Raw genomic sequence first — 25,117 nt, 5'->3', positions numbered from 1 at the left:
ACAGGCACTTACATAAGCTGTTGAGCGAATGGACTTTGGACACCACCCCATAGAGCATAAACACCAGCTGCTTCCAGGTATCCATGGTCTTATAATACCGATCTGACTGAAAAGTGTTCGTTGCTTGGTCAACGATCTCCCGGGGAATAAAAGAAAGTAACTGACTGATGATCGGATGACCTGATAGTTTTGTATGTTGCACTGGGTTGGTTGTAGTGTGGTAACCGCAACATCCCATTTAAAGCGGAATTAACCTAATCGGTGGTTCCGCTTTTTCAGTTTTGTACTATTCCAAGAAAGCTAACTTACATTGGTAATTTTACTCGGATGACAGTAATTGGAAATCATCGTTTGTGTAGCTTGATCCATTTTCATGAGTTTGTATTTATCCAACAAGAAAATTGAAGTTAGCAAAATCTTAAAAAAGTTTAAACTTCATAAAGCCAAGAAAAAATCAAATCATATGCTAGAATGAGCGATGTCTACCCCTCCACAAACCAAACAACACCATAAGACAAAGCGACAGCATAGCGAAAGTGAGGGTAATAAGAAAAAAATTAACGATAATTTCAGCGGCATCCGAACCCCGATTTCCTCCCGCGGCCACAGTCAAATTCTCACCTGCGTCCCATAGGGCTGCCAGTAAGATCCCCAGCCAATTGGCAAAGGTCCCGTAGATAGCTAGCCAAAAGGCAACTGTCATCCATTTTTTGGATAGGTTTATCCTTGACCAAATCAAACCTAAAACCACTAAAAACAAACCATTCATGATGCCTTCTAGATGGCTGGAAAGTCCCATGCGCGGATTGGCCAGCAATGGGAGGATTAAACCAACCAATAGACCCAGAAAAAACAGGGAAATCCCCAGAAAAATTAATCTATCCGACTGACGTAAGGAAAGGTGAGAACTAGACATGATATTTTGGGTTAATTAAATCTATTAGATATCCAACCCCTCTTGCCTAGATCAAAAACTCAATTTTTGGATGACCTAGAACCTTTCTCCATAATTAGAATGATTTCAATTTAATGAATATCAATAACTTATAGAAATTATAGATTCAATTTTTACTCTCCTTGAAAGGAAATTAGCCGAATGATCCCATTACCTACTTTGCCTTGATCTCAATAGTCCCGCCATAGGGCTTTACTTCATAAAGCACAAAGGCCCCTTGCTCATCTTGACTTTTTCTCCCTTCTACGCTTACCTCTCCCTGAGTCACCTGCACTTCAGCCCAGCTTTCAGGAATATAGGTTTTTAGTGTCAACGGTACCTGATACATCTCTGGATCTAAGTCAGAAATCAAATTCAAACTAATTTGATCTCCGTTGAATTCGCTTTCAATTCGAGCGCTTTTTCGCTCACGTAAGTATTTGGTCACTTCTCTGAAAGGCGCTATCCAAGCCTGACTCTCCTGCGATTTCATATAAGAAAAGTAGTCCACTAATTCCTGTCTGGTTTTTGGCTCCCAGCCTAGATTTTCTACCCCATGAAATACCAAAACCAACCAAGTATTGTCATGGCTCTTCAGTGTGTCCACCCAGCTTTTCATTAGATTGAGATCGGTACGGGTAATAGGCCCTCTTTGCCACTGCACATATTCTTTTTCTGACTCGCCAGGTGTCATTTGGCTTCCTCTATTGATTTCCTCCAGCCATTCTTCCGGCATTCGGTTTCTCAAAGATGGATAGATTTCATGAGCTATTTCCATGACTCGCTCGTCTTCCGTACCATAAGGGCCTTCGGCGCTAAAAGTGGATTCGGGTCCGATATATTTCAACAAATCAGCTTTGCTCTGCTCCAGTTCATAGCGCATATTGACTTCATCTAAGACCGCTAGCCTCGGATGTGTCACTGTATGAGAGGCTATTTCGTGACCTTGAGCAGCGTAGGACTTATATTGTGTCCAGGTAGTGGTGTCTTCCACATTGTTATGAAAAACCACATCATCGGTATCTCTTATCGTTCCTTTTCGGATCTTTTCATATCCCTCATCGATCAGCTCATAAGCTTCCTCTATTTTACCCTGCTCAAATAATGAACCTGCTCTTGCATGGTAATCTTCAGCTTCACTAGTTCCGGTAAATGCAATCAGGGAAGCTCTTTCAAAGAAATTATCCGAGTCGGTGGGAATAGCAGCAGTTTCATTGATTATTTCTTGCGGCTCTCTTCCGATAAATTTTCCTTCTCCGGAACCCTCCACTTTGCCTGTGATAATGTAAAAGGTAGAGTTCATTTCCAGGCTATCTAAAATCGGTTTTGCGATGGTAAACTGATTCACGATTCCATCATCAAAAGTGATGGAAATGGCCCCACTTTTATTTCCCTGCCATTTGGTAATTTCCGTTTGTCCTATCAGCGGATCTTTGGGACTGCAAGAAAAACCAAAATAGGAAATGAGAATTAGAGAAAGTAGTTTCTTCATAATGGGTGAATTATTTGAAGCTTCAATATCAAAAATATTCATCCAAAAGTAGAAACCGCTGATCAAGTATATTTTACCTAGTGATTTTTATTCAATCTGTATATCCGCTTTCTTTCCAGTAAGAAGATTGAACGGCTAAAACAAGGCTGGAAGTTCAATTTCAGGGAACTTCGGTCTTCCGTCATCGGTCTTCCAACCCTAAAAGCAAAGGAAATAAGGCTACTGGTATTATTACGGATAATCATGTTATTCAATAATTTTTTTTGAAAATCTGTCTGAATCGGCTGTTAGCCTTGATTAACCGACAGCAAACGACTACTATCGGATACTGTCGACTGTCCACCGACTCTTCCCCTACTGTCTGCCCAACTTTGGATCATCAAGTTTTCGAAATCAGAAAACAAAATTCATTTCCAAACCATAAATACTAATTACTATGAATGCTTTAAGAAACAGAGTTCAACTCATCGGACACCTAGGGGGAAAAATCGAGATCAAAACCCTGGATTCAGGCAAAAAGGTAGGACGTGTAAGTATTGCCACTAATGAAACCTACAAAAACAAAAATGGAGAAAAAGTCACCGAAACCACCTGGCACAATCTAGTGCTATGGGACAAAGAAGCAGAAATCGTGGACAAGTACACCGACAAAGGTTCTGAAGTCGGTATTGAAGGGAGACTGACCAACCGAGACTATACCGATAAAGATGGCGTAAAGCGATACATCACCGAGGTAGTCGTCTCCGAAGTGCTTTTGCTTGGAAAAAAAGGAGATTGAATTGTCCACAAATTCAACTCAGTAAACCCTTCCCATTCAGTTTGGGAAGGGTTTAGTTTTTTGTTTTTTACAACAGGGAAAAGGCTCCTTTTACCAGTATTTTCTTTTCCTGATCAATAGCCGAAAGAGGTTTTACTTGTATCATACCATCTTGCTCAGTACCCAACTCGACTTCAATTGCCTCAAGTTCAAAACCACGATCATTCTCTTCACTCAATACAAGAATATAGTTCTTCTCACCTTGCTCTACTACAGCGGTAGAAGGAAGCATTTGACCCTCTTGGGGATCAAGTTGGAGTTTTGCTTCCAGGTACATCCCCGGCACGAGAGAGCGCTCTATTTCAGGGTCCAATACATGGGCATGAACCATAAGCTGCCTCTCTTGATTGACGGATTGACCGATCACGTAGATTTCAGCTTCAAAAGATGTTTCTCTACTATCCGGACTGCTGATTCTTACTTTTTGCCCCATCCTAAGTTTCATCGCATCTTTTTCAAATACGATCAATTCCACATGCATATGGCTTCTGCTCAAAAGAGAAAGTGCTCGTCCTGAAGCCGGTAAGAAAGCACCAGGCACTACGAATATTTCCTCCACGAAGCCCGAAATCGGAGAAGTAACAGGCGCTTTGGAGCGGATGGTTTCAGGAGTCAATTTCTCTGTATCGATATTGATCATTCCCAGTTGCTGTTTAAGGCTAGCCACTTTCGCTCTGGCAGATTCATAGTCCGCTTGGGCTTTCAATAAGCTTTTCTGCGCTGCAATCTGCTCGGCATACAAGGTCTCCTGACGCTCATATTCAGCTTTCAAAAAAGCCAGTTGACTTTTGGTCTCCAAGTAGTCTTGTTGAATTCTGACAAATTCCGGGTTTTCCAAATAGAATAAAACCTGACCTCTATTCACCGCCTGTCCCTCTATCAGAGTAAGGCCTGATACATATCCTCCGAAATAGGCGGAAATATCCTGCATTCCTTCTACAGGCACTCTAACCATTCCCTGCAGGGATAGCTCCTCAGAAAAAATCCTAGTCTCCAATTGCCCCCATTCCATTTTCATGGTCTGAAACTGCTCCTTGGTCAAAAAGACGGATTGTTCCTCTTCCGAGGCTTCGGAAACCTGAATGGCATCCGATTCTTTTTGGTTTTGACCACAAGAAGACCATGACAAAATACCAAGGAGTAAACTGTAGGAAAGTAGGGACTGTATGATTCTGGATTTCATCAGAAGGTAAGATAAGTTAATTCTAAAATGGTTTGCTGCTGCTGCCACTTACTTTGAAGGTATTGCAGAGTGATATTTCGTGCATTTTCTATCAACTGCACATATTGGAGAAAATCAATTTCACCTTCTCTAAAAGATCGGGTGGCCTGAGTTTGAAGTTGGGTAGAAAGTTCCTCCCCCTCTTGCTGATAATAATCCAGGACGCGTTGGCTTTGCTCTAGTTTTTGGTAAAGCTCATTTTGTCTACTATCCAAATTCAACTCAAAGGCAGCAGCTTCAAAGTCAACTTGCTCTTCTCTAAACCTTCCAGCTTGAACCTTGGCTTTCTGTGCACCAAAAAACAAAGGAATCCCTATACCTGCTTGAAATCCGGGATAGACTTCTGCATTAGGCCCTGGATTGGTCCCTCTGAACAACTCCAAATTAAGGTCTGGAAGCAATTTCCGCCGCTCTTGCTTAGTCATCATCTCGACTTCCAACTTTCTCGCTTCAAACCAACGGGAATAGGGATGTGGGTTCAACTCGTCGGGAAAGTCCAGTTTTGGGTCTGAATGATCAAGAATCAACTCATCCTGCCAGTTCAGCAGTTCCTTTAGGCGGACTAGTGCAATTTGATAATTTTGATCAGCCTCAGATTTTCTCAATTGAATTTCCCGAAGTTTGCTCTCGGCAGTCAGTTTTTCTAGGAGGTTGCTTTCTCCCAATTCAAACTTTCTGGAAGCTGCTTTAGAAAAAGCCCCATACAAACTGTCAAGATAGCTGAAGTTTTGCGTAGAAGAGTTCCAATAAAGTGCCTCTACAAAAGCCAGACTGACCTCTTTTTCCAACTGTCTCTCCGCAAGTAGAAAATCCGACTCGGCTTTTTGAGCTTGAGCATCCAATACCTGCCGATTGGCACTGTATAAAGAAGGAAAAGCAATACTCTGACGCACTCCCGCCACTCTATTATAGATACCATTTTCGGCGATATCATTTCGATCAAAACCATAGAAAACCTGTGTTTTCTCAATATCCAATCCTGATTTTCTGAGTGACTCGGCTGCTCTGACGGATTTCTCTACAGATTGAATTTGGAGATTTCTGGACTTTGCGATTTGTATGGCTTCAGGTAACTTGATTTGGTCAGACTGAGAAAAAGCAGGAAGGCCTACTAGCATCAAAAGCATAGAAAAGACAAGTGCTTTTTTTCCAATCCCATCAGAGGGACTATCTGCTTTATGAAAACGCACATACAAAACCGGTAAAACTACCAAGGTCAAGAGCGTGGCAGAAACTAAACCTCCGATTACTACAGTAGCCAAAGGGCGCTGTACTTCTGCCCCGGCGGAGGCGGAAAGTGCCATAGGCAAAAAGCCTAAAGCATCTGTGGAAGCTGTCAAAAATACTGGTCGAAGTCGATCCTTTGCCCCTGCTTTGACCAGATCTTTGACAGAGTTGAATCGCCCCTTCATCGAATTAAAATACTCCAGCAGTACGATTCCATTCAGGACAGCAATTCCAAACAAGGCAATGAAACCTATTCCGGCAGAAATACTGAAAGGCATATCCCTAAACCAAAGCATAAATACTCCGCCAATTGCAGAAAAAGGAATGGCTGTGTAAATGAGTAGGGCGTCTTTGATGGAAGAAAATGCAAAATAAAGCATCACAAAAATCAAAAATAAAGCTACTGGTACGGCAATCAACAAACGGTTTCGAGCTTGCTGTAAGTTTTCGAATTGACCTCCATAATCTACTCTGTAACCTTCGGGAAGATCGACTCGGTTATTTATGACTTCACGGATATCATCTACAACGGATTGGAGATCGCGGTTTCTCACATTGACACTCACGACGATTCGTCGCTGCGTATTATCTCTGGAAATTTTTGCTGGTCCTTTGGTATAAGATATTTGAGCCAGTTCCGAGAAAGGAACTACGCCTCCTGTAGGAAGTAAAACGGAAGTAGATTCTAGGCTTTTTAGATCTTTTCTGAAATCCTGATCATAACGAACCACGAGATCAAACTGCTTTTCCCCCTCAAAAACCGTCCCTGCTGCCTGTCCTGCAAATCCCATGGTGACGATTTCATTAAGGTCAGAGATATTGAGTCCATATTTCGCAATTTTTGCACGATCATACTCAATTTTCATTTGGGGCAAGCCATCTACCTTTTCTAAAATAATATCAGCAGCACCTTCTACTCCTTGAATTGCCGACTCTACTTCCTCCCCCAATCTCAACAAAACATCCAAGTCCTCCCCATATACCTTGATCGCTAAATCTGCCCTGACTCCGGTAATCAATTCATTGAATCGCATTTCAATAGGCTGAGTAAATTCATAATCCAAACCAGGGATGACCGTCAAGGCCTCTTTAAATTTATCTGCCAATTCATCTTTGGTGTCAACCGTCCAATCAGATGGAGGGTGAAGTGTGACGATGACGTCACTTTCCTCCATAGACATAGGATCGGTGGGAATCTCTGCCGCTCCTATTCTCGTCACCACTTGCTTGACCTCTGGAAATCCCAATAAAATCTTCTCCATTTCAGTGATGGTCTCCACCGTACTGGTCAGTGAGGTTCCTGTTTTTAAGACGGGCTGAATCACAAAATCCCCCTCATCCAATGTAGGAACAAACTCCGATCCCATCGTGGTAAATAAGCCAATAGCAGCAACAAGAAGAGCAGCAGCCCCCAACAAGACCATTCGGGTATGAGCTAATGCCCAATCGATAGTAGGCTCATAAAACCTGTTGAGAAAGGAAATGATCCTGACAGAAATATTTTTTGGTCCTTGAGGTGCTGCTTTTAGAAATAGTGAAGAAGCAACTGGCACATAGGTCAAACCTAAAATCATTGCACCTACTAAGGCAAAACTAAAGACCTCTGCCATCGGTCGGAACATCTTGCCTTCTACGCCCGAAAGCGAAAGAATGGGAATAAAGACGATAATGATGATAATCTGTCCGAAAATAGCCGAATGCATCATTTTACTACTGCCCTCAAATGCTATTTTATCTTTTTCTTCCCGCTTTTCTGAGGTAGAAAGTTTACTAAATAGCTCACCCGATTTGGTAAATCTAAAAGCGATGTATTCGACTATAATAACCGCTCCATCTATGATGATCCCAAAATCAATAGCACCCATACTCATCAAGTTGGCATCGACATCAAAGATGAACATCATCGATAGCGCAAAAAGCAAACTTAGGGGAATCACTGAAGCGACCACGAGTCCTGACCGCATGTTGCCCAATAATAGAACCACTACAAAAATTACAATCAAGCAACCCAAAATCAGGTTTTCAGAAATAGTACTTGTTGTCCTGCCTATCAATTCGGATCGATCTAAAAATCCATTGATGTAAACGCCTTCAGGAAGTGTTTTTTGTGTTTCAGCAATTCGATCCTTTACCCGATCTATGGTTCGCTTAGAATCAGCTCCCTTCAGCATCATGATCTGACCTAGAACTTTTTCTCCTTCTCCATTTGCCGTGATCGCTCCAAAACGATTGGCTGCTCCAAAACCTACTTTAGCAATATCCCGAACGTAAATGGGATTGCCAGATCTTGTCTCAACCACTATATTTTCAATATCCTCCAAGCTCTCAGTCAAACCTTCACCTCGGATGAAGTAGCTTTGATTACTCTTTTCTATATAGCCGCCACCTGCTACGGAGTTATTTTGCTGCAGTGCCTGAAAGACCGTTTTGATATCCAATCCCATAGCCCTCATTCGCTCAGGGTTGATCGCAACTTCATACTGCTTTAAAAAACCTCCCCAGGTATTGACTTCGACCACTCCCGAAATTCCTGCCAACTGTCTTCTTACTACCCAATCTTGTATGGTTCTAAGGTCGGTAATGGAATATTGATCCTCGTACCCAGGCTCTACATCGATAATGTATTGGTAGATCTCTCCCAAACCTGTGGAAATCGGTCCCATAAAGGGTGTACCAAAGCCTTCCGGTATTCGTTCTTCGGCAATTTTGATGCGTTCCGCAATCAACTGCCGAGGCAAATAAGTCCCTAGATCGTCTTCAAAAACGATGGTCACTACCGAAAGCCCAAATTTGGAAATAGATCGGATTTCCTTCACCCCCGGAAGATTGGCCATCTCCAATTCGACGGGATAGGTGAGGTATTTCTCCACATCCTCAGTGGCTAGATTCCTGGAAGTTGTGATTACCTGAACTTGATTGTTGGTCACATCTGGAACTGCACCGATTTTGATATTCATCAGTGCATATACTCCAAATCCAACCCAAATCAAGATAAAAATCCCAATAATCAGTTTATTAGAAATACTCCATTGGATAATCCGGTCAAGCATAAGGTCTCGTGGTTATCCCACAAAAGTCCGAAATGGGAATTAAAGACAGCTTAGGAACATCTTAAGATTCCCTTAAGATATTCGCGGAAAAAGAATAGTAAATTCACTTCCCTTGCCCAATTCACTCCTGACTGACACCTCTAAACCACCCTCATCTGCTAACTTGCGTACTATTGCCAAGCCCAAACCCGTACCCGGTTTACCGGATTCCAAGGCACTCTGCTGTCTGAAAAATGGGTCAAAAATCTTGGTTAAATTCTCAGGTAAAATCCCTTCGCCTTGATCTATGACCTGAACTATGGCTCGCCCATCGAGATAGCCCACCTTAAGCCGGACAGGGCACTCCTGAGGAGAATATTTGAAGGCATTAGCCAGTAGATTTCTAAGAATCATTCGAAGAGACTTCTCATTACACATGATAAAAATGGGAGCACTTACTGCTGATTCAAAACGGATAGTTCTTCCTTTTTCCTTGGCTTGTTCATCCGCGATTTCTTCACAGAGCGTAATCAACTCAACTTCCTCCTTGACCATATTTGTTCCGCTTTCGGTTCGTGCCAAAGCTAGTAACTGATTGATAATATCACTCATACGGTCGATGGACTGCAGGGCACTTTGGATTTTCAGCTCATACTCTTCTGTACTTCGAGGCTTTCGGATCAATACTTCCAAGGTTCCTCGAAGGACCGCCAGTGGAGTCCGGAGTTCATGAGAGGCATCTGAAGTGAATTGCTTCTCTCTGATTATCGCCTGCTCCAGTCTGCTCAGTAGACCATTAATTGACTGTGTCAATTGCCCTATTTCATCGTTTGGCCCATTTTGAGGGATTCGTTCATTGAGATTAGACTGAGTGATTTGATTGGCTTTTCTTATAATCTGACGCAAAGGGTCGATGCTCTGATCTGCATGATACCTCATAGTCAGAAAGAGAGAAATCAAAATCAATGGATAAAGAATGAGGAGTACATTCCTTAGGTTTGACAGTGTCTTTCTAGCATCTGTAAAAGATTTAGCCACTAATAAATACCCTTCCTTAACTCCTTGATTGATCAGAGGAATCTGCATTTGTCGCAGTTCCCTTGAGCCTGCCTTGACCGTCCATGCCTCACCGCTTCCAGCCCTTTCAGGATAAAAGCTCAGGTGATTATTCTGAAGATTGGGAGAGCGATCCATACTTTCACCCTCCGTATCTACAATCTCAATAAAGATGGGGTTGATTTGAAGCTGACTGTGCTCTTGCTCCTGCCATTCGTTCTTATGAACAAAACGAATCTCACCATTGACCAAAAAAATCTGATTCTTGTGCTTGTCTGTTTCCAGCTGCAAGTCTCGATCGATAGTATTGACTACAGTAATATGAACCACCAAATAAATAATAGCAAATACCCCCAAGATAATGAGTGCCGTCACACCCGTCAGCCTACGGGCAATCCGCTCCTTGTATGAAAGATTCATAGTTCCTTAGCCATATAGCCTACCCCTCTTATTGTCTGTATGTAGTCTTCTTCCTTTTTTAGACCCAATTTCTTTCGTAATGAATTAATAAACACATCGATTACTCCGGTATTGTATTCGAAGTGAATATCCCAGACTGATTCGATGATACGAGTTCTTCGACAAACTTTGTTTTTATTCCTAATGAGGTATTCGAGCAGTGCAAATTCCTTTTGCGTGAGCATGATCTCTTCTTGCCCTTTGACCACCCGAAAACCTTGAGGATATAATTTGATAGTACCCAATTCGAGAACTTCGGTTGGAGTCCCTTTTTTACGAAGCTGTACCCGAATTCTTTCCAGAAGTTCTCCAAAATGAAAGGGCTTTTTGATATAGTCATTGGCTCCGGACTGCAAGCCAAAAACAGTCTCGTCCACTGTATCTTTTGCAGTAAGAAAAATAATCGGCGTCTCTGGAAAATCTTGCCGAAACTGTCGGGTAAGTTCTATTCCACTCATACCTGGAAGCATCCAATCCAGCAATAAAAGATCGTACACACCAGACATAGCCAGTTCAAACCCTGTCTTTCCATTTTCGGCTACATCCACCACAAAGGACTCTTCCTCCAGTCCTTGTTTGAGAAAGCTAGAGATACCCACCTCATCTTCTACGATTAAAATTCTCATGGATTAAAGTAAACTTTTCTCCGCGAGAGCTAAAAAAAATAAAGCTTAATTTCTTCTTATTTTTTGCTTCAAAGCATTTTCAATTCACAAAATCCATAAAAAATAGGCCATGCCCTTGTTTAAAAAGCACAACCCTTTGATCAGCAATCTATTTTTTTGACATTAGGTCACATACTTTGTGGTTCTATCGGCTGTGGGACTCTATTGTCTACAGGAGGAATACTTTGCAAATATTCGAATAAGGCCGCGATATCCTCATCCTTGATCCCAACATAATTCTGCCAAGGCATTGGGGGAAGCAGCATACGGTTGGTTCGAATTCCTTTGGATTTACCCTCTCTCAAAGCAATGGTAAATTGCTCCAAGGTCCAGTTCCCTAGACCTGTTTCATGGGGAGTGAGATTAGCTGCAAAAGAAAGCCCCCAAGGTCCTGCTGCTCCAGTCAAATCTGGATACATCATCCCAAAACCTTCTTTGATCAGCGGGTCTTCAAATTTTAAGATTGGTCTGTCAGCTGGAAAACCTGATAGGGCAAGTTCCGGAATAATCTCAGGACCCCTTTCACCCATTTTTTTGGGCGAATGACAGTCATTGCAACCCATAATTTCTATCAGATACTTTCCTCTTTCTAAAAGCTCTTGGTGAGAATCCACCTGGGCTTCAGCAATAGGCTCCAATTCCTCTCCCTCCTCTTGATTTTGACAAGAGAAATAAAAAAAGCTCGATATGATGAGCACTGTAGAGGAAAATAATCTTCTTTCATAAGACATGGCTGATTGATTTAGTTTGAAATTATTATCAAGCTAAATCAATTCTAAACAGCTCAGACTTCTCTGAGATAAAGTGATGAAAATAAGGGTTAAAGTGTCAAAAAAGATAAAACAAGGAATAAATCACAGCCTCAAAAACAACCTAAAGGCTGCCCAAAGCCAATATCCCGACAAATTCCGGAAAGCTATCACTCTCAAAGTATGGTTAGCCTTCTACAAGAAGGAATATGATCAGGCCATTTCAGCCACCTTCTTTTCTAATTTTTGTTTTTTGACAGGTCTTTTTTTCTTCTTTCGTTTATTCCACCAGATCAAGGTCCCTGATATAGGTAACGAAGTAGCGATCAAGCAGGCGACAAACCATAAAAACTTGGAAAAAGTCCCGAAAATCTCGCCTGTATGTAGGCTTTTGACCGAGCGACCGATCTTCTGCCTGACCGGCATATCTGAGAATAGCTTAGCTTCCACAACTGAAAAATCCTTTTGATCTAAAGTGATTTGATCCGCTCCCGAGCGAGCAAAAAAGCCTGTTCTGTATTTACTAAAACCGATAGGAGTCTGATCATCGTTTGGCAAGGAAATCCTCCAATTACCCGAATAGTCTAGCTGCTCATTCGCTTTAGTGAGCGCTTGATCCAGAGAAAAGTCCAAAGCCGGACCAGGAGTGTTCATGGGTTCTTCTGATTTTTCCTCCACCTTGGCACTAGGGGCTTGGTAGGTATCCCAAGTCTTTTGCCATCCCTCTCTATACCACTCAAAAGACCAAAACAGTCCCGTAGCAGACATGATAAAAAGTGCTATCAAGGAATAAAAAGCCAATGTATTGTGCAGGTCATGATTAACTCTTTTCCAATTACCGGACCATTTTACTTTTAATCCCTGTTTCCAAGTTTTGGCTTTTTGTGGTACCCAAATCACGATCCCCGTAATCACTCCCAACAAAAACAGTGAGGTGGCTATCCCATTGATCAATCGACCCAACTCACGATTGCCCATACTCTCGAGGATTGGTTCTTCTATTCTGTCGATCAAGAGCCAGCGATGAAGAGAAAACTGGGTTCTCATAAATTCTTCTGCTGCAGTTTGCTCAGTATTATCAGCCAAAATTTCTCCTGAGTAGGGATTCACAAAATAAGTAGTTCCTCTACCCTTTTCTCCCTCTTTCAACAGCGTCATCTGTACAGATCGATCTGAGTCTCCGTATACGAAAAGCCCCGTGACTTCCCCTCCGAGTCTCTGCTGTAGTCCATTTTTCAATTCATCCAAAGATTTCCGCTCTCCTTCTACTTCCACAAAATACCTCTCCGAATCAGCCCATTCTTTGATTTCTGTATTGTACACGTAGATCGTACCACTGAGACAAACAGCAATTACAATCAGGCCAGAAGCTAGCCCAGCATACAAATGGATCTTATCAAAAACTTTCCGGATGGGTTTCCAAAGGGAAGAAGGAGTTGCCATACTGTCTTTATTTAGATTTGGTCAAAATTAAGACAAAAGATTTTTATTATTAAGATTAATTCTAAAAAAAATATTCCTACTTAGATTTCTTTGAAAAGGAAAGGCAAAATATCCACAGATCCCTTTCGACTTCCTATCTTCAAATTCAAATTGCCCAAAAATGAAAAATAAAACCCTCACCCTAATTCTTGTTTCTTGTTGGACCTTGCTCCTTTTGTCTTGCGGGGAAAATCAACCAGACGTTCGCCTCAATCAACCCGAAGAACTCAAAAAGTTATTAGACGCACATGGTGACTGGCAGAAATGGCTCCAATCCAAAGGCATGTCTTACACCCTGTTTCATGAAAGTAATCTACAGCAGGAAAACCACTTTTTTAATTTAACGGACCGCAAGGCTCGGATCGATGCGGCTGGATTTCAAGTGGGAAATGACGGTCAAGGAATCTGGGTCAGTCCCAATCGCCAAGCTTTTGGAGGGCAGTCGGTTGACTATTACCACAACTTGTATTTCTTCTTCTACAGTATGCCTTACATCCTTACGGATACGAGTCTCAGCGTATCCAAAAGCACCGACAGACTATTCAATGGGAAAAATTATGAACGGCTGGAAGTGAAGTCTTCTGAAAAGGGCTATCGTGGGCCTGCCAATAGTTATGAGGTACTGATTGATCCAGAGACAGGAAGATTAGAATGGGTCCTCTATCAGGTAACATTCTTCAATCCCGCTAACCCTATCATGAGCGGAATGAAATACGAGGACTACAGAGAAACCGAGGGTATGATTTTCCCAAGACTGATTACGGGATACCTCATCGAAGGGGATACTGCTTTACAGGTTCGCAACCAAGTCAGCATAGCCGGGCTGGTTTTGACAGAGGATGAATTGGAAAATAGTATCTTTGAAATGCCTGAAAAAGCGGCAGTAAGAGCGAACTAAATTCACGCCTAGATCAACTTCATATCCACATGAGTTTCTAATGCAGAATCAGAGACCCCTCCAAAAGTTCCCTGAACGGGCAAGGTGCGCTCAGGATCTGCATGACACGCCAAAGGAATGTATCGATGATCCGTCAGCAAGCCCAAGCTTGGGTCCAAACCTATCCAACCTGCACCCGGAAGGAAAACCTCCATCCATGCGTGAAGTTCGTGACCATCCTCAAGATCGGGGTTAAAAGCATAGCCACTTACAAACCGACAAGCCAAGCCTAGAATTCTAAGTAGCTCCATCTGCATCAGGGATAAGTCTCTACAGGAGCCTTTTCCTTGAGAAAAAGTAAAACCCGCCTGCCAAATATTTTGCTCATGGCGGATTTCATGCGACCAATTTTGATAAATCTCCTGCGTCAAATTGACCAAAAAATCAATCAAACCAGTTGATTTCTCTTTGATTGGCATGAGATAATTCAAAAAGGAGTCATTGGAGTAATTGCTCTTGTATGCTTGCACAAAAAGCTCATGCCCCTCGTAGTGAAAAAGAAACTGTGGATGATTCCAAGCTTTGTCCTCAAATCCCTTGTCAATTATAAAAGCAAAAGGATTATGAGGAATAAGCTCAAAAAGCCATTCTGTAGTAATTTTCAAGTGATTAGTTGGTTCAGAAAACCAAGCTTGCTTGTACCAGGTCCCCAATGCATCCTGACGATAATTTTGTCCATCTGGAGAAGGGTGTATGGTAAAGCTTTCTTCTAAGACGCGGAAATAAGGCCTAAACTGCGGCTGTAGAAACAGCTGATGCATTCCAAGTGTCACCTCAGAGCTGTAATCATACCTCGAAAGATGACTGACTTGAACTCTCATAATTTAATGGTCTTGACTGTAAATAGGACTGTCCTCGAAAGCACTACTGAGCACCTCTGAAGGGAGGTCAGCAATAGCACTTTTTAGACGTTCATTCCAAAAAGTAGAAATGTGTTCCAATTCCTTTTCTCCAAATCGCTTTTCCTTGATCAGGTATTCATCATTTTTCAGTATGACGGTATCGATGGGAAAATCCACATCATTGGCGGAGATCCGTGTCGCATCAAAAGATAAAAAGGCACATTTCAAGGCGTATTCTAGTGAATCATCAAACTGAAGCGATCGCTTCAAAACAGGGTTTCCAAAACCTGAATTGCCGATAATGACAAAGGGCGTTCCTCTTCGGATTTCGATCCAGTTGCCTTGGGGATATAACAAGTAGAGTTTAGGCTCTGAGTCTTCATTCAATTGTCCTCCGATAATGGAAAAAAGATTAAAATTTAATCCGGCTTCTTCTAGATGTACTTTGTCTTCTTTGGCGACTATCTTGACTTGATTTCCAAATTCATTTACTGCTTGGTAGAGCTTAGAAAAAGAATCGTCCTGCTGTTCGATGACTTCAGAAAAATAGGTGATCGCTTTGTCCCGGACCGATCGAAGCCCGGAGGTCATGATGAAGAAAGAGTGCTTTTGCTTATTTACCACATAGACTTTTTTGGAAGTTGTGGTTTCGCTACCGGAAGTAATTCTGGTATCTGAGAGGCCTATAAGGCCATTTTTGGTTTTAATACCTAAACAGAAGGTCATGCTTGTGATTGAGATTGTGAGACGTGATTATCCTTGATCCGGAAGTAATTCACATCAATGAGATCGGAAATATGGTTGATTTTTAGCTGAAGTTTATCTAAATATTCATGAAGACCCACAGCAATGATATCCTCTACCTCCGAATACTCCAATCGGGAGCGTAGTTCTCCCATCGCTTTTTCGGCAGAATTATTAAATCCATCTGAGCTACTTCCTGAGATACAGTGCAAGCATCGTTCCGCTTCTTTGATACAAAAGTAAATAGATCTGGGAAAATATTTATTGAGCATCAGAAACTCTACTACACCTGAAGGATCTATATTTCCATATAGCCTTCGATAGGTATTGAATCCAGTCACCGACTTCAGCAGCGCCATCCAGTGGAGAAAATCCATCGGAGTCCCTACCTCATATACCGAGGGAAGCAAAATATGGTATTTCACATCGAGAATTCTCGAGGTTTTATCGGCACGCTCCAACAGCTGTCCCAACTGCCTAAAATACCAACCCTCCGTACGTGCCACAGTGGCATCCGCCAGTCCGTAAAGCAGAAGTATTTGATTTTTGACCTGCTCGTAAAACTGCCTAGGATCTTCTTTTTTCCAAATCTTCTTATCTAGGCCAGCCTGCATCATGTAGTACAGTTCATTTGCTTTTTCCCAGGTTTCTTTGCTTAGATTTTCTCTGATAATCCTCGCATTTTCCCTTGCATTGGTCACAGCCGAAAGCATGGAATTGGAGTTCTCAGGATCAAAAGTCAAAAAATACATGACCTGATCTCTTTCAAAATCATTGTATTTTTTCTGGTACAATTCTAAATCCCCTGTAGCCATGACCAAAGGCTCCCATTGTTCCTTTAAGCCTGCCGGAAGATCCTGCATCAGATTAAAATTAACATCAATAAATCGGGCATAGTTTTCGGCTCTTTCCAGATACCTACCTAGCCAATAGATATGACTCGCTACTCTACTTAGCATGTTTGTTTTGATTAGTTATACAATACCCAGGTATCTTTACTACCCCCACCTTGGGAGCTATTCACGACCAAAGATCCTTTTTTCAGAGCCACTCTAGTGAGCGCACCGGGAATCACCTCTATTTCATCTCCATATAAAATATAAGGTCTCAAATCTACGTGTCGGGCATCTATTCCTTTGTCCGTAAGACAAGGAACCGTAGAAAGAGAAAGGGTGGGTTGGGCGATATAATTCTTGGGATTATCCTTTATGAGCTGACGAAATTTATCATGCTCTTCTTTCGTGGATTTGGGCCCGATCAGCATCCCATAGCCTCCTGCTGCATTGGTTTCTTTGACCACCAGCTCCTCAATATGATCTAGGACATACTTCCGATCCTCTTCCTCTCTACAGAGGTAAGTCGGTACATTATTCAAAATGGGATCTTCGTCCAGGTAATATTTAATAATTCTCGGAACATAGGCATAAACTGCCTTATCATCAGCTACCCCCGTCCCAGGAGCATTGGCAAAGGCGATATTTCCTGCCTTATATGCTTCAAAAATCCCAGGTATTCCAAGCATAGACTCAGGATTAAAGGTCAAAGGATCTAGGAAGGAATCGTCAATTCGACGGTAAAGGACATCGATCTGCTCCAAGCCTTTTGTAGTCTGCATATAGACGACCTTATCTTTGACTATGAGATCTACGCCGTTTACTAGCTCCACTCCCATCTGAAGAGCCAGATAGGAATGCTCAAAATAGGCCGAATTGTAAATGCCAGGTGTCAATACACCTACCACAGGTTTAGGTTTGTCTGATAAAAACTGAAGCATCTTAAGCAACTTAGCCGGATAATCCGAGACAGGCATTACCCCCTCATCATTAAATAGCTGAGGGTAAGCTCTTTTGATGATTTCGCGACTTTCAAGCATATAAGAGACTCCTGAAGGGCACCTGAGATTGTCTTCTAGAATGTAATATTCACCGTTTTTATCCCGAATCAAGTCTGTACCGGTGATATGACACCAGATGCCTTTGGGAGGTGTGAGCCCCATACAGGGCTTCAGAAAATCTGAAGAGCCTAAAATAAGCTCCGATGGGACAATTCCATCCTTTAAGATTTTTTGATCATTGTAGATATCCTGCAAAAACAAATTCAGGGCGTGAATCCGCTGCTTCAAACCAGCTTCTAGTTTTTTCCACTCCGAATTGGAAATAATCCTAGGAACTATGTCTAGGTGAAGGATTTTTTCCAAGCCTTGATTATCATGATATACATTGAAGGTCATTCCCATCGCCTTTTGGGCTTTGTTGGCAGAATGCTGCAATTGATTCATTTTTTTTGGCGAAGCCTTATTTAGATACTGAAAATACTCCTCGTAGTGTGGTCTGATTTTACCTTCTGAGTCAAACATTTCATCAAAATGCTCGTCACTTTTATACCCTTCTGTCTTCATGTTTTTTATTTAAAAACCAACCATAAGATAAAAAAATAACCTTGAAATCAAATTTTTAAGATGAAATTAGGCTAATACGCTTAATTTTTAGGGCAATTCCTTAAATGTGCTTTTTTACTTATTGTTAAATGGTTCTGCGGATAAGTTTATTGTCTTTTTTTCCTCAAATCGATATGATATCAAAATTTAATCGCGCTATTAAGGAGAAATGGTATTTTTGACTTATGGTAAAGCGTATACTGAATATACAAGATGCAGCTTGGGTGCAGCGAGTCACGGTTTGGAGGCAGGTCAAAGATGTCCTTTTTATTGGTATCGGTGTGGTGATGGCTAGTATAGGGCTCAAAGGATTTCTGCTACCGAATGGTTTTTTTGATGGCGGAGCTATGGGAGTTTCTCTTCTCCTTGAGATGGTCACTCCCTTGGACCTTTCGATTTTAATTCTTTTGGTCAACCTACCCTTTATCTATCTAGGCTACAGGCAAGTATCGCTTCGATTTGCTATCAAAAGTACCGTGGCAATTTTAGGACTTGCTCTTTTAGTTCATTACATAGAGTTACCCACTATCACCGCAGATAAGTTGCTAATTGCAGTTTTTGGAGGCTTTTTCTTAGGCAGTGGTATCGGCTTTTCGATACGAGGAGGTGCGGTGATCGACGGTACAGAAGTCCTGGCGATTCAAGTATCTCGTCGGTCTAGTTTGACTGTAGGTGATTTTATTACAGTATTTAATGTTTTTCTCTTTATCGTGGCAGCCTTGATTGTCAACTTGGAGACAGCGATGTATTCTATGCTCACTTATTTTTCCGCATCTAGGACGGTAGATTTCATTATCAATGGAGTGGAAGAATACCTAGGAGTCATGATTGTATCCAATCACTCCGATGAGATTAAAGATAAAATCACCTATGACCTTGGTAGGGGAGTGACGGCCTTCAAAGCAGACGGGGGTTTTGGTGAAAAGGCTAAAAATCCGGATCGCCATGTTTTGTTTTGCGTAGTGACTCGACTAGAAGTCACCCGTGTGCTGACCGAAATCGAGAAAATTGACCCCAAAGCCTTTGTGATTCAATACCCGATCAAAGACACCAAAGGAGGAATGATCAAAAAAAGACCGCTACACTAGCGGTCCAAGATTCGATTGATTGAGGGGATTTATCTCTTTGTAGGAAAGGCTTATTTCCCTTCCTGCAAAATTGATTTGATCGTCTGCACCAACACTTCAAACTCACTAAACTCAGTAGGCTTGCTACAAAATATTTTAGGGTCATATTTATTAGCCTTCCGCTTATCTTCCATATTAGAAGAGGTTGATAAAATCATAACAGGGAGATCAACAGTAATTGGATTACCTCGGATTTCTCTCAATACCTCGAAACCATTTTTGACAGGAAGGTTAATATCCAAAATCACCAAATCAGGCAAATCTTCTCTGGAAAGATCCTGCAGAAGATCAATCGCTTCTTTACCCGTTCTCGCTATTTTTATCTCAAAGGGAAAATCCGCTTCTTCCAGAGCCTCTGAGGTCAACAAAACGTCCCCCTCATTATCCTCCACCAAAAGTAATTGATAGGTTTTCATATTAAGGTAATTTTTTAGGAAGTGTAAAATAAAAGGCAGTACCCTCACCTACCGTAGATTCCAACCATATTTTTCCTCCAAAATTTTCAATGATTTTTTTTACTACTGACAGTCCTATACCCGTCCCTGCGTGAATATTTTTTAAATGAAGCCTTTGGAAAATAACAAATATCTTATCAAAACTGTCTTTGGGAATTCCTATACCATTATCACGAACCGAAAACTCATAAACTTCTCCGCGCGAAACACATTCAATTTCAATTTCTACTGGCACATTAGGTCGACCGTATTTAAGCGCATTATTGATGAGGTTGGTAAAAATTTGAAGTATGGGAGTCCGGTAGTTTTTTAACTTGGGCAGCTTTCCTATACTAATGGAGGCATTTTTTGATTGAACAAGCTTTCGCTGCATCTTGATCGCCTCATCTACTACTTCGGCTAGCTGAAAGGTTTCTTTTTGCTCCAAATGACTACCTACTCTAGAAAACTCCAAAAGATCCAAAATTACCTGTCGCATCCGCTTGGCACCATCTACGGCAAAATGAATGTATTCCAAGGCTTTTTCATCGAGATTATCTTTGTATTTGCGCTCCAACAGGGAGAGAAATGAAGAGATCATCCGCAGGGGCTCCTGCAAATCATGAGAGGCCACGTAGGCGAATTGCTCCAGCTCGGCATTGGATAGGGCCAACTCATGGGCTCGAGCTTCTAATTTTTCATTGAGGGATTTAAGAGAATTTTCAAATACCTTCCTATCAGAAATATCCGAAATAGCTCCTATTATCCTATTAGCCTCTCCCTTACTATTCCGGATGATTATCGCTCGATCAATCACATCGGCATACCTACCATCCGCTCTAGCAAAACGGTATTCATTTTGAATTTTTTCCTGATTGGGGTTTTGAATATGCTGATTGAGAGTAGTTTTGACTCGCTCCTGATCCTCAGGATGAATAGCAGATTCCCAGTTTTCGAAATTCAAATTCTCCTGCTGATGATCAATACCAAATAATTTTTTGAAGCCTTCGCCCCAGTATAAAGTATCTTTTGATATATCCCAATCCCATATCGCATCCTGAGTGGCCTGAGTGACTTTTTCAAAGCGTTCATTGGATTGACGGATCAGATCTTCTGCTAGCTTTCTAAGCGTGATATCCTTTAAATAAATAGAAATCCCCATGGAAGAAGGATAGACATTAAGCTCATACCATCGCTGCTCCTTGAAAAAATACTCCTCCATCTGTACAGGATCGTTAGTACCCATCAAATCAAGGAAGGTTTGATGAATCCGAGTTTGGGTCAACTCCGGGAATGCGTCCCAAACATTGGTACCCAATACTTTTTCTCGTTTATGCTTGAAAATATCCTCAGCCTGCTTGTTCCAATAGGTAATATTCCAATCCTTATCTACAGATAAGAAGGCATCACCAATACTCTCCAAGATCCTATTTTTCTCTTCTAAAGCTGATTGTAATTCTAGTTTAGCCTTTTTCAGAGGAGTAATATCCTGAATGGTACCAAAGACTCTTATCAACTTTTGATTTCTAAACTCTGCCTGCCCTTGAGTTCGTATCCAGATTTCATTTCCTTTGGCAGTGATGATAGGAAGTTCCAAATCATAGGGAACACCTTCTGTCATGCATCGGGTAAAATGATCGGTGATCACAGGAATGGCTTCCTTTTTATAAAACTTGATGCCATTTTCGATCAAGGGCACATAGTCCGGCTCCACCTCATGAATTTCTTTGGTAATCGGGCTCCAATATTGAGCGTCCTTGATGGCATCCCAATCCCAAAATCCAATTCGAGCCATTTTATTGGCACTTTCTAAAAGGGACTGAAGCTCTTGCTCTTCGGAGATGTCTTTGGCCATCAGGTAGACCAACTCTTCCTCTAGGTAGACAGTACTACTCCATTCCAGCCAAACCTCCTCTCCATTTTTGGTGCTTAGTCTACTTTGAAATTGTTTGGTGGCTTTTTCTTTGATGATTTCATCCCAGATAGCCTGGAATTTATTTTTCTCATTTTCTGGAAAATACTCAACAAGACTACTTTTAATTAATTCTTCCTTACTAAAACCCGTTAGTCGGACCATCCCCTCGTTGATGTTTTTCAGCTTTCCATCAAAACCTAGAACACAAATTATTGTCTGAGTTGAATCGAAAAGTTGAAGCAACTCCTCTTCGATTTTTTTACGCCGAATTTGAGCTCCTAGATCCTCTGAAATAGACTCTAGGATAGTCAGTGTAATCTTGGATATTTTGGCTGGATCATCCGATGCAAAAGAAACCACTCCAATCAGCTCCCCATTGACTTTCAGAGGTGTGGAAAACACGGCCCGAATACCTGATTTAAGTGCGTTCTCTCTTCTCTTTCCTTGCACTCCTGAGAGATCCGGAAGATAAATCGACTCCTCCTTTTGCCATACCGCACCGGGGATTCCTTCTCCTATTTCATAACTATGCCAGGCAGTCTCTCTTTCATAGTATCTTTTGCCCAAGGAAGAGTTATATGCTTTTGCCATCAGATTGATCCTAGTGCGGTCCTCATTGATGAGCCAAATTTCTCCTAAATCGAACCCACCAAATTTGACCAAATAATCGATGGTGTTATACAGTGACCCTTTGAATCGCTCCTCATTCCCAAAAAAGCGCACTGAATCAGCGATGATTTCTTTTGTGGTTTCTTCAATTTTCTGCTTTGTGACATCCCGTTGGATAGAAATCCAATGCGTATACAATCCATTTTCGTCTGACACAGGACTGATCGAAAAGTTTACCCAAAACTCATCTCCATTCTTTTTATAATTAATGGTTGTAGTATTACAACTTTCCCAGTTCGTAATTGCCAAACGAAGCTTATCGAGCTCAGATTGATTTGTTTTTTTACCCTGTAAAATCCTAGGTGTCTTTCCGATAATCTCATGAGGCTGATAGCCCGTCATTTGAGTAAAGGCCTCATTGACAAAAATCACCTTAGGCCCTGGATAATTGGAAGGGTATGCCTCCGTAATTAAAACTGCATCGGAGGTATTAGTGACTACACTTTCCATCAGTAAGAGTCGCTGCTCCTCCATCCGCTGTTTGGTCACATCATTAATCGCACCTACAAAACGGATCGCCTTGCCCCATTTGTCACGGCTGATAAACCCACGTTCATTGACATAAATCACTTGCCCGTCAGCTCTTATCATCCTGTAAGAAAGATAAATCCGATCTCTTCTTTCATCGATAACCGACTGCCATACCTGCTCCAAAATTTTATTTCTATCCTCCTCAACAACCTTACTCTCCCAATCTTCAATAGAATAAATCTCATCAGAAAGTTTATAACCCAAAACCTTCTCGAAACTTCCTCCCCAGAAAAGTCGATCATCTTGCACGTACCAATCATAGAAAATATCGTTGGTAGCCAAATTCACAAAGTTATAGCGCTCATTGCTGAGAATAAGTGCTTGAGAATTTGCGTCTTTTTCCATCACCACTCCGAGAAGGGAAGTGAATCTTTGCAAGTATTCCAAATCCCGATCATCCGCGGTGACAATCTGTTTGAATAGCACCGTAAATAGGGCCATTACTTTTTTATTGGAATCAAAAATCGGCTGTACCCAACAGGTACGGATTCCAAATTCATTTAAAAATGTTTTAAAATTTGCACTAATCTGATGCTTATTGATTGCTGAAACCTGACCTTCACCTGATAAAACCGCCTTTCCAAAAGGCCCAAGTTGGGCCAGGGAAGAAGGCTCGTCCAAAAAGCTAAAATCTCGCTGAGCAAAAGAAGGGGCTGCAAAAGGTCTTAATTTTACATTTTTTACTTTGATGACAGCCATTCTCCTATCCACTCCAATGTACTCTAGGCCTTGAAGGAAGTTGGTGAGAATTTCCTGAACTGGCTGGGTCCCCGCCATCGATTCTTCCAAAAGTTTTATTTCCAGCTCCTCCAATCGATCTCCAATAACCTGATTGGTCTGATCTATCGCCAAACCGATCATAGTCTCTTGTCCCAAAAATTTAGCTTCTTTACAAGTAAACTCCACATAAAGAAGCTTTCCATGCTTGGTAAAGTGCTTCAGTGGACGTTCACGAAGCAATTGATTTTCTTCTACATTTTCTATTTTTTGAGAAAATCGCTCAAATTCTTTAGTATCAAAAAGCTGATCTATCTTTAGTTTCAAAAATTCTTCTCTACTGTATCCATACTGATCACAGGCTTGATCATTTACCTCGACAATCTCAAAAGTCCCTTTTTTAAATACCCATTTGGGTATCGGACTCAGATCAAATACTGTTCGATACTTTTCTTCAGACTCCAGAAGCTTCTTCTCTGCCTGGACTTTCTCCGTGATATCATGTACCGTAATAAAAGAGGACCTCCGGCCTTTAAAATAAATCATCTGACCGTTGATTTCAACGTCAATCAGTCGTCTGTCCTTGGTAAAATGCCTGGATGTACCGTGAAAACTATTATCCCCATAATTGGAGTAGCCTTTCAATCCTTTTTTTAATTTCTGAATGCGAGGAATATCCTCCGGGGGACGGAGATCCATCACTGACATTCCGAAAAATTCTTCCCGGGTATAACCATAAAGCTTCAGTGCTCTTTGATTACAATCGAGTACTTCATCGGTCTCCAAATCCCACACATAGATACAGGCAGGATTATTTTCAAAAAGGTATTTGTATCGGCTCTCTGACTCCTTTAGGCTTTCTTCAATTTTGATCAAATCAGAAACCTCTGAGCTCGTAACTATAATCCCATGAATGTCGGGATCATCAAGCATATTGGTCCCAATTGACTGCAGCCATAGATAGGTACCATCCTTTCGCCGGATTCGATAGGGACTTGCCGTGACTTTATTTTCTGAAAAAATTCGATGAAACTCCTCTTTAATCCGCGCCAAATCATCAGGATGAACCAAGTCAAAAGCCAAAAAACCCTTCAATTCATCGATCTGATAACCCATCATATTCGTATAAGAGGGGCTATTATATAGGTAATGTCCTTCAGGATCCAAAACTGCAATCATTTCTACACCTTGATTGAGCATTTTTTCCATCCGGGAAAGTTCTGATCCCAAGTGGTGTATTTCAAAAATTAAGCTAACCGAATTTGGCTCTCCTTCATGACTAAAGCCTAGATTTGCAGCTACTAAAATCGATTTATTGTAAGTTTGACCGTCTAGAAAAACTGACTGCTTCCAGTGTCCATGAGTCAAAATAACTTGCCAGACTTGATCGCTGATCAGTGCTTTCCCTCCACTTTTCAGATCTTTAATAGTTCCAAATTTAAAAGAATCAGGCAATCCCAAGGTACTGGAAAAAATCTTCCATGAATCCGTCACCTTGAGAAGCTTTCCCTTCAAGTCAAATACCAAGAGGCCATAATTCTGATAATCAGGAGCGTTCCGGTATTCGTTAGAGTCATTGTCCCCATACCAATCAGCACTTTGCTTACTCATGATTTTTAATTAAATCCACAC

The 25,117-nt window shown here is 41.5% G+C and carries 18 protein-coding genes; 3 read left to right on the top strand and 15 right to left on the bottom strand.

Going from position 1 to position 25,117, the window contains the following annotated elements; all coding sequences use genetic code 11:
• The 3 genes from BLQ57_RS02910 to BLQ57_RS02900 all read right to left on the bottom strand — a co-directional run.
• Positions 1-202: DUF4372 domain-containing protein (locus BLQ57_RS02910; protein ID WP_175444640.1), on the bottom strand; the 202-nt coding region annotated here is incomplete at its 3' end.
• Between the two features lie 264 nt (positions 203-466).
• Complete coding sequence (locus BLQ57_RS02905) at positions 467-916, bottom strand: styrene oxide isomerase (protein WP_087939207.1); 450 nt, start codon at positions 914-916, stop codon at positions 467-469.
• Between the two features lie 193 nt (positions 917-1,109).
• Complete coding sequence (locus BLQ57_RS02900; protein WP_169712732.1) at positions 1,110-2,426, bottom strand: polysaccharide deacetylase family protein; 1,317 nt, start codon at positions 2,424-2,426, stop codon at positions 1,110-1,112.
• Positions 2,427-2,862: 436 nt separating this feature from the next.
• On the opposite strand from BLQ57_RS02900, the gene BLQ57_RS02895 reads away from it, so the two are divergent.
• Positions 2,863-3,204: a single-stranded DNA-binding protein gene (locus BLQ57_RS02895; protein WP_087939205.1), complete on the top strand. Its 342-nt coding sequence runs from the start codon at positions 2,863-2,865 to the stop codon at positions 3,202-3,204.
• Positions 3,205-3,271: 67 nt separating this feature from the next.
• Here the strand turns inward: BLQ57_RS02895 and BLQ57_RS02890 are convergent, their stop codons facing one another.
• From BLQ57_RS02890 to BLQ57_RS02865, 6 genes are all read right to left on the bottom strand, one after another.
• Positions 3,272-4,426, bottom strand: coding sequence for an efflux RND transporter periplasmic adaptor subunit (locus BLQ57_RS02890; protein ID WP_087939204.1), 1,155 nt, complete (start codon positions 4,424-4,426; stop codon positions 3,272-3,274).
• Positions 4,426-8,742 (bottom strand): CusA/CzcA family heavy metal efflux RND transporter, encoded by a 4,317-nt coding sequence (locus BLQ57_RS02885; RefSeq protein ID WP_087939203.1) that lies wholly within the window; start codon positions 8,740-8,742, stop codon positions 4,426-4,428. Before BLQ57_RS02885 ends, BLQ57_RS02890 begins: the two co-directional genes overlap by 1 nt.
• Positions 8,743-8,814: 72 nt before the next feature.
• A complete protein-coding gene (locus BLQ57_RS02880; protein WP_087939202.1) occupies positions 8,815-10,197 on the bottom strand; it encodes a sensor histidine kinase in 1,383 nt (460 codons plus the stop codon).
• Positions 10,194-10,862: a response regulator transcription factor gene (locus BLQ57_RS02875; RefSeq protein WP_087939201.1), complete on the bottom strand. Its 669-nt coding sequence runs from the start codon at positions 10,860-10,862 to the stop codon at positions 10,194-10,196. Before BLQ57_RS02875 ends, BLQ57_RS02880 begins: the two co-directional genes overlap by 4 nt.
• Before the next feature lie 167 nt (positions 10,863-11,029).
• Positions 11,030-11,632 carry a c-type cytochrome gene (locus BLQ57_RS02870; RefSeq protein ID WP_087939200.1) on the bottom strand — a complete coding sequence of 201 codons (603 nt, stop codon included), beginning with the start codon at positions 11,630-11,632 and terminating at the stop codon, positions 11,030-11,032.
• A gap of 231 nt (positions 11,633-11,863) precedes the next feature.
• Entirely contained in the window at positions 11,864-13,093 is a 1,230-nt protein-coding gene (locus tag BLQ57_RS02865; RefSeq protein ID WP_087939199.1) for a PepSY-associated TM helix domain-containing protein, read from the bottom strand.
• A gap of 160 nt (positions 13,094-13,253) precedes the next feature.
• Between BLQ57_RS02865 and BLQ57_RS02860 the strand changes: the two genes are divergently transcribed.
• Positions 13,254-14,030, top strand: coding sequence for a hypothetical protein (locus tag BLQ57_RS02860; protein WP_087939198.1), 777 nt, complete (start codon positions 13,254-13,256; stop codon positions 14,028-14,030).
• 8 nt (positions 14,031-14,038) lie between these two features.
• On the opposite strand, the gene BLQ57_RS02855 is transcribed toward BLQ57_RS02860, so the two are convergent.
• The 4 genes from BLQ57_RS02855 to BLQ57_RS02840 are packed head-to-tail and all read right to left on the bottom strand — an operon-like array spanning position 14,039 to position 18,053.
• On the bottom strand, positions 14,039-14,890 hold the full coding sequence (locus tag BLQ57_RS02855; RefSeq protein WP_087939197.1) for a transglutaminase family protein: 852 nt from the start codon (positions 14,888-14,890) through the stop codon (positions 14,039-14,041).
• Positions 14,891-14,893: 3 nt separating this feature from the next.
• A complete protein-coding gene (locus tag BLQ57_RS02850; RefSeq protein WP_087939196.1) occupies positions 14,894-15,637 on the bottom strand; it encodes a proteasome-type protease in 744 nt (247 codons plus the stop codon).
• Positions 15,634-16,614, bottom strand: coding sequence for an alpha-E domain-containing protein (locus BLQ57_RS02845; protein ID WP_087939195.1), 981 nt, complete (start codon positions 16,612-16,614; stop codon positions 15,634-15,636). The genes BLQ57_RS02850 and BLQ57_RS02845 overlap by 4 nt, the downstream gene beginning before the upstream one ends.
• Before the next feature lie 11 nt (positions 16,615-16,625).
• Entirely contained in the window at positions 16,626-18,053 is a 1,428-nt protein-coding gene (locus tag BLQ57_RS02840; RefSeq protein WP_087939194.1) for a circularly permuted type 2 ATP-grasp protein, read from the bottom strand.
• A gap of 224 nt (positions 18,054-18,277) precedes the next feature.
• On the opposite strand from BLQ57_RS02840, the gene BLQ57_RS02835 reads away from it, so the two are divergent.
• A complete protein-coding gene (locus BLQ57_RS02835) occupies positions 18,278-19,180 on the top strand; it encodes a YitT family protein (RefSeq protein ID WP_087939193.1) in 903 nt (300 codons plus the stop codon).
• A 50-nt stretch (positions 19,181-19,230) separates the two neighbouring features.
• Here BLQ57_RS02835 and BLQ57_RS02830 read toward each other — a convergent pair whose 3' ends face one another.
• A complete protein-coding gene (locus BLQ57_RS02830) occupies positions 19,231-19,635 on the bottom strand; it encodes a response regulator (RefSeq protein WP_087939192.1) in 405 nt (134 codons plus the stop codon).
• A gap of 1 nt (position 19,636) precedes the next feature.
• On the bottom strand, positions 19,637-25,096 hold the full coding sequence (locus BLQ57_RS02825) for a PAS domain S-box protein (RefSeq protein ID WP_087939191.1): 5,460 nt from the start codon (positions 25,094-25,096) through the stop codon (positions 19,637-19,639).
• Positions 25,097-25,117 lie beyond the last annotated feature (21 nt).

The organism is Algoriphagus faecimaris, from assembly GCF_900101705.1.
Lineage (GTDB): Bacteria > Bacteroidota > Bacteroidia > Cytophagales > Cyclobacteriaceae > Algoriphagus > Algoriphagus faecimaris.
The sequence above is the reverse complement of the archived record's forward strand: the minus strand, read 5'-3'. Positions and strand labels throughout refer to the sequence as shown.

Coding starts and splice junctions, on each gene's coding strand:
- BLQ57_RS02850 (WP_087939196.1), bottom strand. CDS start 15,637: ATGACCTTCTGTTTAGGTATTAAAACCAAAAATGGCCTTATAGGCCTC.
- BLQ57_RS02825 (WP_087939191.1), bottom strand. CDS start 25,096: ATGAGTAAGCAAAGTGCTGATTGGTATGGGGACAATGACTCTAACGAA.
- BLQ57_RS02860 (WP_087939198.1), top strand. CDS start 13,254: ATGAAAAATAAAACCCTCACCCTAATTCTTGTTTCTTGTTGGACCTTG.
- BLQ57_RS02870 (WP_087939200.1), bottom strand. CDS start 11,632: ATGTCTTATGAAAGAAGATTATTTTCCTCTACAGTGCTCATCATATCG.
- BLQ57_RS02895 (WP_087939205.1), top strand. CDS start 2,863: ATGAATGCTTTAAGAAACAGAGTTCAACTCATCGGACACCTAGGGGGA.
- BLQ57_RS02830 (WP_087939192.1), bottom strand. CDS start 19,635: ATGAAAACCTATCAATTACTTTTGGTGGAGGATAATGAGGGGGACGTT.
- BLQ57_RS02885 (WP_087939203.1), bottom strand. CDS start 8,742: ATGCTTGACCGGATTATCCAATGGAGTATTTCTAATAAACTGATTATT.
- BLQ57_RS02905 (WP_087939207.1), bottom strand. CDS start 916: ATGTCTAGTTCTCACCTTTCCTTACGTCAGTCGGATAGATTAATTTTT.
- BLQ57_RS02890 (WP_087939204.1), bottom strand. CDS start 4,426: ATGAAATCCAGAATCATACAGTCCCTACTTTCCTACAGTTTACTCCTT.
- BLQ57_RS02855 (WP_087939197.1), bottom strand. CDS start 14,890: ATGAGAGTTCAAGTCAGTCATCTTTCGAGGTATGATTACAGCTCTGAG.
- BLQ57_RS02880 (WP_087939202.1), bottom strand. CDS start 10,197: ATGAATCTTTCATACAAGGAGCGGATTGCCCGTAGGCTGACGGGTGTG.
- BLQ57_RS02840 (WP_087939194.1), bottom strand. CDS start 18,053: ATGAAGACAGAAGGGTATAAAAGTGACGAGCATTTTGATGAAATGTTT.
- BLQ57_RS02845 (WP_087939195.1), bottom strand. CDS start 16,614: ATGCTAAGTAGAGTAGCGAGTCATATCTATTGGCTAGGTAGGTATCTG.
- BLQ57_RS02835 (WP_087939193.1), top strand. CDS start 18,278: ATGGTAAAGCGTATACTGAATATACAAGATGCAGCTTGGGTGCAGCGA.
- BLQ57_RS02875 (WP_087939201.1), bottom strand. CDS start 10,862: ATGAGAATTTTAATCGTAGAAGATGAGGTGGGTATCTCTAGCTTTCTC.
- BLQ57_RS02900 (WP_169712732.1), bottom strand. CDS start 2,426: ATGAAGAAACTACTTTCTCTAATTCTCATTTCCTATTTTGGTTTTTCT.
- BLQ57_RS02865 (WP_087939199.1), bottom strand. CDS start 13,093: ATGGCAACTCCTTCTTCCCTTTGGAAACCCATCCGGAAAGTTTTTGAT.